The organism is Pararhizobium sp. (genome assembly GCF_035497515.1).
Taxonomy (GTDB): domain Bacteria; phylum Pseudomonadota; class Alphaproteobacteria; order Rhizobiales; family Rhizobiaceae; genus Pararhizobium.
Genome location: NZ_DATJDJ010000203.1, coordinates 1 through 10,055, shown reverse-complemented (window position 1 = coordinate 10,055; position 10,055 = coordinate 1). Strand labels below are relative to the sequence as shown.

Annotated in this window: 12 protein-coding genes; 6 read left to right on the top strand and 6 right to left on the bottom strand. The window is 60.0% G+C overall.

Annotation, left to right across the window (positions count from 1 at the left end):
* The coding region (locus VL202_RS21230) for a TCP-1/cpn60 chaperonin family protein (protein ID WP_325466046.1) at positions 1-283 on the top strand (283 nt) is incomplete at its 5' end.
* 707 nt (positions 284-990) lie between these two features.
* Positions 991-1,440, top strand: coding sequence for a hypothetical protein (locus VL202_RS21225; RefSeq protein WP_414692920.1), 450 nt, complete (start codon positions 991-993; stop codon positions 1,438-1,440).
* An 11-nt stretch (positions 1,441-1,451) separates the two neighbouring features.
* Here VL202_RS21225 and VL202_RS21220 read toward each other — a convergent pair whose 3' ends face one another.
* The 6 genes from VL202_RS21220 to VL202_RS21195 form a co-directional block, all read right to left on the bottom strand.
* A complete protein-coding gene (locus VL202_RS21220; protein WP_325466045.1) occupies positions 1,452-2,669 on the bottom strand; it encodes an NAD(P)/FAD-dependent oxidoreductase in 1,218 nt (405 codons plus the stop codon).
* Between the two features lie 109 nt (positions 2,670-2,778).
* Positions 2,779-3,486 (bottom strand): glutathione binding-like protein, encoded by a 708-nt coding sequence (locus tag VL202_RS21215; RefSeq protein WP_325466044.1) that lies wholly within the window; start codon positions 3,484-3,486, stop codon positions 2,779-2,781.
* A gap of 124 nt (positions 3,487-3,610) precedes the next feature.
* On the bottom strand, positions 3,611-4,306 hold the full coding sequence (gene hisG / locus VL202_RS21210; protein ID WP_325466047.1) for an ATP phosphoribosyltransferase: 696 nt from the start codon (positions 4,304-4,306) through the stop codon (positions 3,611-3,613).
* Positions 4,303-5,424, bottom strand: a complete 1,122-nt coding sequence (locus tag VL202_RS21205) for an ATP phosphoribosyltransferase regulatory subunit (protein WP_325466043.1) — start codon at positions 5,422-5,424, stop codon at positions 4,303-4,305. Before VL202_RS21205 ends, hisG begins: the two co-directional genes overlap by 4 nt.
* Positions 5,425-5,572: 148 nt before the next feature.
* Entirely contained in the window at positions 5,573-7,138 is a 1,566-nt protein-coding gene (hisS, locus tag VL202_RS21200) for a histidine--tRNA ligase (protein WP_414692921.1), read from the bottom strand.
* A gap of 205 nt (positions 7,139-7,343) precedes the next feature.
* Positions 7,344-7,970 carry a helix-turn-helix transcriptional regulator gene (locus tag VL202_RS21195; RefSeq protein WP_325466041.1) on the bottom strand — a complete coding sequence of 209 codons (627 nt, stop codon included), beginning with the start codon at positions 7,968-7,970 and terminating at the stop codon, positions 7,344-7,346.
* A 332-nt stretch (positions 7,971-8,302) separates the two neighbouring features.
* Between VL202_RS21195 and VL202_RS21190 the strand changes: the two genes are divergently transcribed.
* From VL202_RS21190 to VL202_RS21175, 4 genes are all read left to right on the top strand, one after another.
* On the top strand, positions 8,303-8,719 hold the full coding sequence (locus VL202_RS21190) for a hypothetical protein (protein ID WP_325466040.1): 417 nt from the start codon (positions 8,303-8,305) through the stop codon (positions 8,717-8,719).
* Positions 8,720-8,724: 5 nt separating this feature from the next.
* Positions 8,725-9,159, top strand: coding sequence for a hypothetical protein (locus VL202_RS21185; RefSeq protein WP_325466039.1), 435 nt, complete (start codon positions 8,725-8,727; stop codon positions 9,157-9,159).
* A 52-nt stretch (positions 9,160-9,211) separates the two neighbouring features.
* A complete protein-coding gene (gene copM / locus VL202_RS21180; RefSeq protein WP_325466038.1) occupies positions 9,212-9,601 on the top strand; it encodes a CopM family metallochaperone in 390 nt (129 codons plus the stop codon).
* Positions 9,602-9,725: 124 nt separating this feature from the next.
* Entirely contained in the window at positions 9,726-9,923 is a 198-nt protein-coding gene (locus VL202_RS21175; protein ID WP_325466037.1) for a hypothetical protein, read from the top strand.
* Positions 9,924-10,055 lie beyond the last annotated feature (132 nt).

Below are 10,055 nucleotides of genomic sequence, written 5' to 3'. Positions count from 1 at the left end.
TGAAAACGCAGGCGACGAAGGCTCGATCATCGTCGGCAAGATCCTCGAAAGCAACACCGACAACTACGGCTACAATGCCCAGACCGGCGAATTCGGCGACATGATCGCCATGGGTATCGTCGATCCGGTCAAGGTCGTTCGTACGGCTCTGCAGAACGCAGCTTCGGTTGCTTCGCTGCTGATCACCACGGAAGCCATGATCGCCGAACTGCCGAAGAAGGAATCGGCCGGCGGCGGCATGCCTGACATGGGTGGCATGGGCGGCATGGGCGGCATGATGTAATAAGGCGTCAGCCTTATTACGAATGCGACCATAAAGCTGCCCATGTCTAAAAGTGCTTCAGCGCGCCAAGCGCGCTGAAGTGGCGGCATGGGCGGCATGATGTAATAAGGCATCCGCCTTATTACGGAATGACGACTATCAAGCTTTGGAATGAGGAAGGCGGGCCGCAAGGTCCGCCTTTTTCCTTTCGGAAGAGCTATCCGCCCGAAAATGGGCGGCGGCGGCGGCATATGCCCATTGCCGTACCAGGCTCGAATCTGTTTCTGATTGTATCGCCGCGATTAATCCACAATCCGGAGGTTCATTGGCGGCACGGCAGACACGAGAAATATTTCTCGAAACACCATTGAAGCGGATACAAAAGCAATTATAACAACGCCCAAGTGAACCTGAGATTCACAGGGATTTAAAGGCCGGAACGTTTGACAATAAGATCAGTCAAATTTTCTCTATTAACTGTTTGCCCAACATTACTTTGATCCCAAGCTATAAAACATATATATTTTCCTCGCGCACAATTTACTCCGTTTTCGACCGAAATCCGGCCAAGACTTGAAAAGTGAGCTTTCTATAACTTGCAAGCCACAGAACAGAGTGATGTGAAATCCGCTCGCGTACGCATTGCTGCAAAATGGAATTGTTTCTTGCGGCCCCAAAGGGGAGCGACTGAATGAATTTCGAACTTCGTGCACATACTGGGGTGAACTGTGTTTAAGATTGCAAGAGCAGGCCTTTCGCAGGTTCCGGGTCCGCATTCTTTCGCCATGGGCGAAAGCGGCCAGGAACTGCTGGGACAATTCTGCTTTTCGGAGGGCTGGTCGGGTGATCTGTCGAACGGGCTGTTCCGGCTCGGAGACAGCGCCGCTGCCATGCACGGCCTGCAGCAGCCGGAATGCGGTCTGCTGAACCTCGTGCGCTGCTATGACAGCGCCGACCGCAATCATGTGCTTGAACTGTTCGAACAGGCAGCGACGACGTCGTCGTCCTTCTGCTTCTCGACGACGATTAGCCTGGCCTCGGGCCAGAAGCAGCCGGTCTTCTGTGTGGGCGAATCCAGTGGCCTGGAACAGCGCTATTCAGGTTCGATGCTCGGCGTGTTCTTCTTCCCCCGTTTCCAGCTGGAAACGAAGGGCCGCCTGTTCAGCATCCACCAGTAGGCAGCCGCCGGTTACGGCAGCAATGTCTTGAGGTCCGCCTGCGGATCATCAAGGATCGAACGATCCGGCGTCAGGCCGAGGTCCAGCAGTTTCTTCCCCGTCACATAGGCCTTGGCATCGTTGAGCGCATCGACGGCGATCAGTTTGCCACCCATGAAGTACCAGACCGACACGCTGCCTTCACGCTGGCCGGCACGTACGACCGTTTCGTCGTGGCCGAGGCCAAAGCCGGCGATCTGCAGCTTGACGTCGTACTGATCCGACCAGAACCACGGCTTCGGCTCGTAAGGCGCCTCGCCGCCGGCGAGGAGGGCCGCGACTGCTTCAGCCTGATCGACGGCGTTCTGGACGGATTCCAGACGGATGCGCATATCCTTCCACGGCAGCACGGCGCAATCGCCCATCGCGTAGACATGCGAATCAAGGGTACGGCCGAAGCAGTCAACGACGATGCCGTTGGCGACTTCGAGCCCTGCCTCGCGGGCAAGCGCGTCATTGGCCACGACGCCGATGCCGACAATCACCAGATCGACCGGAATGGTCGTGCCGTCGGTCAGTTCGGCAGCGGTCACACGGCCGTCGGTGCCCACCAGCCGCACGAGGCCCGCGCCTTCGCGGATATCGACGCCGCGTGTGGTGTGGATATTGCGCACAAGGTTCGATGTCGCGGCAGACGCCACGCGCTGCAGGATCCGGTCGGCCATTTCGATGACGGTGACGTCGAGCCCGCTGGAGCGGGCAACCGCGGCGGCCTCGAGACCGATATAACCGCCGCCGACGATCAGCGCATGTTTGCCGGGCTTCATCTCCTCGGCCAGGCGGTCGGCATCAGTGAAGTCACGCACGACGAACACGCCGGCGAGATCGCCGCCGACGCTGGCCGGCAGCTTGCGCGGCGTCGAGCCGGTGGCAAGCGCCAGGTCGCCATATTCGAGCGTCGAGCCGTCGCTGAGGCTGACGGTCTTACCGATGCGGTCGATGGCGGTCACGGATGTGGAGAGGCGGATATCGATCGCATGCTCGCCATACCAGCTCTCCGGCCGGTAGAGCAGGCGATCGAGATTCATTTCGCGCAGAAGATATTTCTTGGAAAGCGGCGGCCGCTGGTAGGGATGACTGGCTTCGGCTGCGACCATGGTGATCGGACGTTCGTCCTTCAGCGCCCGGAGTTTCGCCACCAGCGCAAAGGCGGCCTGACCGCCGCCCACAACAACAAGTCTGCCTGCCACTTTTGTTCCACCCGTCGAGAAAGCTTCTTTTCCCCAGACGTAGCCCGTCCGCCCAAGTCCCGTCAACATGAGTGTCGTCAACTTGGGCGGACAGCGGGGGGTGGCGCGATCAATCGCGCTTGGGGATATCGAAACCCTTCTGGACGGCCGGGCGGGCCATGGCGCGATCAACCCAGGCCATGACATTCGGGAAGCTGGAATATTCCAGAACATCCCCGCCGCCATAGAACTTGCGGGCACCTTCGATCCACGGGAAGGTGGTGATATCGGCGATCGTGTATTCATCGCCCATCAGCCATTGACGGCCCTCCAGCCGCGCTTCCAGCACGCCAAGCAGGCGCTTGGACTCGTCGCGATAGCGTTCCATCGGATAGGAATTGTTGGCGACCTTGTCAGCGGCGAATTTGAAGAAATGGCCGAACTGGCCGAGCATCGGCCCGACGCCGCCCATCTGGAACATGATCCAGGACAGCATTTCATACCGCGCCGCCGGATCGGCAGGGATGAGCTTGCCGGTCTTTTCGGCGAGATAGATGAGGATGGCGCCGGATTCGAACAGGCCGATTGGCCTGCCGTTCGGGCCATCGGGATCGATGATCGCCGGAATGCGGCCATTCGGATTGAGGGAGACGAATTCGGGCGACTTCTGGTCGTTGGTGCCGAAGGAGATCAGGTGCGGCTCATAGGCAAGGCCGAGTTCCTCGAGCGCGATCGAAACCTTGACTCCGTTCGGCGTCGGCAGGGAATAAAGCTGGATGATATCGGAATTTTGGGCGGGCCAGCGGGTGGTGATCGGGAAAGCGGACAGATCGGCCATGGAGAACTCCTTGGGGGCGGGAGCCGGAATATAAGACGCGCCCGCCCCGATTGTCAGGGGCGTCGCGAAATTTCCGATTTGCTTTCTTCGCAAGAAGCGGCTCTGCGCCTTCAGCAGAATGCGGTCAGAGAGCGCCGTTCACCGCCGCGATGATCTTCGCCACCAGCGGGTCTCCCTCATGCTCCGCCTTGCGCGCTCGCACCAGGCAGGCCTCGGACTTCAGGATGATACCGTCGGAGAGGATCTTCAGGTGATTGGCTTTCAGCGTCGAGCCGGTCGAGGTGATGTCGACGATGATATCGGCAAGGCCTGCCGCCGGCGCGCCTTCAGTGGCGCCGAGGCTTTCGACGATGCGGTAGAGCTGGATGCCGTGCTGGCTGGAAAAGAATTGCTGGGTCAGCCGCCAGTATTTGGTGGCGATCGCCAGGCGGCGGCCGTGGCGGGCGCGGAAATCGGCGGCGACATCACCGAGATCGGCCATCGTGTCGACATCGAGCCAGATATCCGGAACCGCGACGACGACATCCGCGTGGCCAAAGCCGAGCCGGGCGCAGAATTCGACGCGGGCGTCGGCCTCCGACAATCCTTCCCGGATCAGGTCTTCGCCGGTGACGCCGAAATCGATCGAGCCGCTGCCGATCTCGCGCGAGATTTCCGATGCCGACAGGAAGGCGACCTCGACCTCGTCGAGGCCTTCGATGCGGCCGCGATAGGAGCGCTCGTTGCCGACGGCGACGATCTTCAGTCCTGCCCGGTCGAAGATCGCCGAGGCATCTTCCTTCATGCGGCCCTTGGAGGGCAAGGCAATGGTGATCATCAGTGCTCTCCCCTCACCGCTTCGATCCTGTCGAGCCAGAGCGAGAAGCCGACGGCCGGAATGGTATCGGCGGCCCCCAGCAGCGTCAGCATGCGATCATAGCGACCGCCGCCGGCGAGAACCCGGTGATCGTTGCGCTGGGTGACCTCGAAGACGAGGCCGGTGTAATAATCGAGCGGACGGCCGAAAGCGGCCCGCCAGGTGATATCCGACAGTTTCACGCCGGCATCGGCAAAGGCGGCAACGCGGGCATCGAACCGGTCGACGGCGGCCTGCAGCGGCAGGCTGGTGCTTTTGGCAAAATCGGCGAGCACGCCCGGCGCATAACGCAGGCTGACATTGAGCGACAGGAATTCACGCAGCACATCCAGCTTGCCCGGATCGAGCGAGGTGCCGGCCAGCGCCAGCTTTTCCTTCAGCCGGCGGGCAATTTCCTTCGGCGCGCGGCTGGCATTGGTGAGGTAGCCGGTCGCTTCCATGACGCCATCGATATGGGCGATCAGGCCTTCCTCGTCACCCTTGGCGAGCAGCGCCTCGACATCGGTGCCAAGGCCTGCCACCTGCTCCGGCCTTGCCAGCCGCAGCATCAGCGCTTCCAGCTGCGCCTGTTCGCCAAAGGCACGGATCAGCCGTTTCTGCCAGCCAGTTGGCAGGCCAAGCGCGACGACAACCGCTTCGAACATCGCCTGGTCGCCCATGGTGACGGAAAGCGGCCGCTCCGGCAGAAGCCTGCCGAGGATCACCACGGCATCGGCGACGGCACGGGCATCGGCACCGGCGAAATCACGGGTTCCGAGATCCTCGATGCCGGCCTGGTAGAACTCGCTGCCACCTTCGCGGCGCTGGCGGAAGACTTCACCGAGATACGAATAGCGCTTCGGCGTTCCCGTCGCGGTTTCGATATGGCGCATGCAGACGGGAATGGTGAATTCCGGCCGCAGGCACAGGTTTTCGCCGGTCTCGCTCTGGGTCAGGAAAATGCGCCGGCGAAGATCCTCGCCGGCCATGTCGAGGAAGGGCTCCGCCGGCTGGATGACCGGCGTATCGACACGCGTCGTGCCGAGCCGCTCGAAATCGGCCAACAGATCGGCTGCGAAGGTCGGGAGGTTGATCAGTGTCATGAAGCACAAACCTCGCGAGGGGGGAGATTGGCCGCCAACCTCTCGCGTCCGTTACCTTGATTAAGAGACTGGCAAGGGAAAAGACCGATCTCCCCTCTTGTGGGGGAGATGTCACGACGTGACAGAGGGGGGTAAGCCATCCACATACTCAAACCTGTCCAGCCCGCGCCCGGTCTTCAGCCTGCGCGGCCAGCATCTCGCGCACCTTCGCAACCAGGTCGCCTTCCGGGACGGAGATCTGCGCCACGCGGGCCTCGCGCCAGGTGGCGTTGTCCTCGATCTCGCCGGAAAGGCGCTTGCCTTCGATCAGGTCCTTGATCTGCACCACGCCTTGAGCGCGCTCGTCGCCCCCTTGGATGATGGCGATCGGGGAGTTGCGGCGATCGGCATATTTCAGCTGGTCGCCAAAATTCTTCTTGTTGCCCTGGTACATTTCGGCGCGGATGCCCGCCGGATTACCATCTTCGTCTTTGGCATTTCGCAGCATCTGCGTGAATTTCTGGTATTTGCCAAGGCTTTCCGTATCGCGGTCCATGACGCAGACGACGACGGGGGCGACGACCTCTTCCATGCCGAGCTTGCCGAGGTTCTTCAGCGCCGTCATCAGGCGCGAGACGCCGATGGAAAAGCCGGTCGCCGGCACCGGCTGGCCCATGAAGCGCGACACGAGACCATCGTAGCGGCCACCACCACCGACGGAGCCAAACACGACCTTTTCGCCTTTTTCGTTGGTGACGGCGAAGGTCAGTTCGGCTTCAAAGACGGGGCCGGTGTAGTATTCCAGGCCACGGACGACCGAGGGGTCAATGATAACGCGCCCATCATCGTAACCAGCAGATTTCACTAGTTTCGCGATGATCAAGACCTCTTTCAATCCGTCAAAGAGGAGCGGATTTGATTGCTCATTCGCGCCTATTTTTCTCGCCTCCTCCTCAATCCAAAGAGGTGGATATTCAACATCAATGCAATCGAACCATGCCTTTGGATCACGGCCGTAGCGTGACTTGAACTCAGCTTCACTGATGCGATACTTTTCAGCTTGAATGCCAATGCGCGATTGAACCTCGAGAAGAGTGATTAGAAATTCGATTTGGTCAGAGCCCAGACCAGCGCCTTTTGTGAAGTCACCTGATTCATCCTTGCGACCTTCACCTAGGAGGAGGCGGACTCCGGGAGCCCCGAATTTGTCGAACTTATCGATCGCCCGGAGCACATTCAGCCGACGCCCGGCATTCTCATCCCCATCAAGGCCAATCGCCTCCAACACCCCATCCAGAACCTTCCGGTTGTTCACCCGGATCACATAATGCCCGCGCGCAATGCCCAGCGCTTCCATCGTGTCGGCCATCATCATGCACATTTCGGCATCGGCCTGGACACCTGCCGCGCCGACCGTGTCGGCGTCGAACTGCATGAACTGGCGGAAGCGGCCGGGGCCGGGCTTTTCGTTGCGGAAGACATAGCCGGCGCGGTAGGTGCGGTAGGGTAGCTGAATGTCGTTGAAATTCTCGGCGACATGGCGGGCGAGCGGCGCGGTGAGGTCATAGCGCGCGCTCATCCACTGCTCGTCGTCGTCCTGCAGCGAGAAGACGCCCTCGTTCGGGCGGTCGCTGTCGGGCAGGAATTTTCCGAGCGCATCGGTATATTCGAACAGCGGCGTCTCGACGGGGTCGAAGCCATAGCGTTCGTAGACTTCCCGAATCTTCCCCGTCATCTCGTCGACGGCGCGGATATCGGCGGCGAAGCGATCGACGAAGCCGCGCGGCAGGCGGGCTTTCAGCTTCTGTGGCTTCTTCTTTTTGTCGTTCATGGCGGCAGCACTTTCAGCGTCGATCGGTCAAGTCTTTCGGGGCTTTCCCTATCCGATCATACTCGACGCGGCAAGCCTTTGCGCCACGCTGGAGAGCGCGAGAGATGTCCTAGAGACGCTGCGAAAGCGTGTCCCAGTCATGGACGACGGCACCCTCGGCGATGGACGCCTCGCCTCTCGGAATGAGGATCGAATGCGTATCGCCGCGAATGACGCCCTTCAACTCCGACTGGAAGCTCACTTTCTTCAACTGCACGAACCCATCCGGGATTGATGTCACGGACATCGACGCGCCACCATAGAAATCGACACAGGCGATTTCGCCGGCCTTGAGGCTCGCGACCATCGCCCGGTCCTCGATGAATTGCTGGTAAAGGCCGGCCATGTACCGGCGGATGCTCTTGCCGACAAAGGCCTTCATCTGCGGCGTCTCGACGAATTCCTGCTTCGAGCCGGCAAGATAGCGGATATCCTCGCCTTCCCACAGGTTGCGGCTGTCGCGCGCGCTGACGATCGACTGCAGGAGCACCCGGCCGGCATAGACATCGGCGCGGCGGAGAAAATCGACGATGGCGCCGATGGCGCGCAGGTCCGGCAGTGCGACGCCACGCTCCCAGCGCGAGACCGTGGGCAGGGAAAATCCCAGCTTCCAGGCGATGTCGCTCTGGCTGAGGCCCGTCTTCAGCCGGTAAGCGCGCAGTTGCCGGACCAATTCGCTTCCCAGAGCGCTCGACATGCATTCCTTCCAAAATCCCAGGTTGAATCATTAGCCAAATAAAACCACAAGGGCAGCAAACGATCAATCACGGGCATTTAAGTTACGGTTTTTATGCGATATTTTCAATTCCTGGAGAGCATATCCTGCAGGCTGCAACGGCATGATGAAAGACGAGATCAATCCTTTTCTTCCCGCAGGTAAGCCTACTGCATAATTCCTTAAATCAAAATCGTTTGGTGGAGAAATTATGCAGCATATTTAAAGTGTTACAGCGACGAGACGGCCCTGGGTTGGAACATTGTCTCGATATAGTAAAGAGTGCGGACGGGAATTGGGGAGCGACCGACGGCATGCTGCAATTCATGAAACCGGGTGTCGGCGCCATTCTGCCCGAAGACAGGCGCGCCCATGAGGAATGGGTGGAGGTGCTGATGCGGCAGGACTACGTCATCGAAACCTGGCACTGCGATCTCTCGACCGGCCTCTTCACCATCGGCGACATCACCCGCAACCGGCATAGCCTCGGCGATAATCTCTGCGGCCTTTTGGATATCATCCGCGGCTATCCGGAGGATCACCACAAGACCGTCCTCAACATCCTGGAAGAAGCGACGTCCGAGGCCTCCTCCTTCTGTTTCTGCACAACGATGCGGGAAGACGCGGATGAGGATGCGCCGCTGTTTTGCGTGGGTACCTCGACCATCAGCAGCGGCTTGTCATCGGCCGGCCGCCTGCAGGGCATCTTCGCCTTCACGCCGATGGATTGAACCCCGTGGTCGAAAAGACGCCCGCCCTCCTTTTCATCGCGAACCGACATCCCTATCTTGCCGGCATGCGTTACGCCCTCGTCATTCTTGCCGTCTTCTGCGCCCTAATCAGCGGCTGGACTCCCGCGCTTGCGCAGGTGCAGGACCTGGATGGGATGAACATGGGCGGAGCGGTGCGCCATGGATCCGGTGTCCACGCCACGCAAGCCAGCTCTGCGGACATCCATTGCCCGCCGCAGAGCAAAGCCTGTGCGCATCATCCCAAAATGGTTCACCCGCTGCTGTGTGCCGCCTGTTTCGCCGTGGTGATCGATGCTTTTGGGCTGGAGCGGGATGCGATCGACGCAGGCACCGTCCCGCCAGCGCTGCAGACGCCGCTGCTGGCAGCCAGCATCAAGCCGCGGTTCCCCCCTCCCAAGTCTTTCGTCCTGTTGTCCTAGACGCGGGAACCACGCCCGCGAATTTCGAAACAGACATGAAAGAGAGCAAACTATGTCTCTGAAACTGATCACGGCTGTCGCCATGCTGACCGCCACCTTCGCAACGTCCCTTGCCGCGCAGGAGACGGATCACAGCAAGATGGGCCACGGCTCCATGGAAACCATGGAACAGCCGAAGGGGGACGCTGGCCCGTCGAGCAAGGCGTTCGCCAAGGCCAATGCCACCATGCATGAAGGCATGGACATCACCTTCACCGGCAATGCGGATATCGATTTCGTGCGCGGCATGATCGCCCATCATCAGGGGGCAATCGACATGGCGAAGATCGAACTGGAATACGGCAAGGATGCCGACCTGCGCAAACTGGCCGAGGGCATCATCTCCGCCCAGGAAGCGGAAATAAAGACCATGAAGGACTGGCTCGCCCGCAACGGCGGCTGACCTCAATCCTGACGAAAAACGGCGCCGGGGCATGTCTCCGGCGCCTGCAATTGCTGCATTTCGCCCACATTGACGATCTTCTGCATCAGGCACATAATTCCGGTGTCAGAACGTGGAGGACGTCATGAAGATCTTCAAGAACATTGCTGGCATTCTCGTTATTCTCCTGGGTGCGCTGTGGATCCTGCAAGGCGCCAACATCCTGACCGGCAGCCCCATGTCCGGCAACAGGGAATGGCTGGTCATCGGCGCCATCCTGATCGCCTTCGGCCTCGGCCTTCTCTACGAAAACAACCGATCGACGACGGCGCGGTTCCACTGAAGTGCGTCGCGATCTTTCAGATTCGCTCTCTCACTTCAGTTCTTCTTTATCGCATGTCGTCATCGCAACACCGCTGCACACTTTTGCGCGACATGCTTTGATTTTCAGGGCCGCTTGAATCCGGCGCGCATC

Bases quoted from the DNA above. Each gene is read 5' to 3' on its own strand.
- copM (WP_325466038.1), top strand. From the start codon at position 9,212: ATGTCTCTGAAACTGATCACGGCTGTCGCCATGCTGACCGCCACCTTC.
- VL202_RS21205 (WP_325466043.1), bottom strand. From the start codon at position 5,424: ATGACACTGATCAACCTCCCGACCTTCGCAGCCGATCTGTTGGCCGAT.
- hisS (WP_414692921.1), bottom strand. From the start codon at position 7,138: ATGACGGGGAAGATTCGGGAAGTCTACGAACGCTATGGCTTCGACCCC.
- VL202_RS21195 (WP_325466041.1), bottom strand. From the start codon at position 7,970: ATGTCGAGCGCTCTGGGAAGCGAATTGGTCCGGCAACTGCGCGCTTAC.
- VL202_RS21190 (WP_325466040.1), top strand. From the start codon at position 8,303: ATGCTGCAATTCATGAAACCGGGTGTCGGCGCCATTCTGCCCGAAGAC.
- VL202_RS21215 (WP_325466044.1), bottom strand. From the start codon at position 3,486: ATGGCCGATCTGTCCGCTTTCCCGATCACCACCCGCTGGCCCGCCCAA.
- VL202_RS21175 (WP_325466037.1), top strand. From the start codon at position 9,726: ATGAAGATCTTCAAGAACATTGCTGGCATTCTCGTTATTCTCCTGGGT.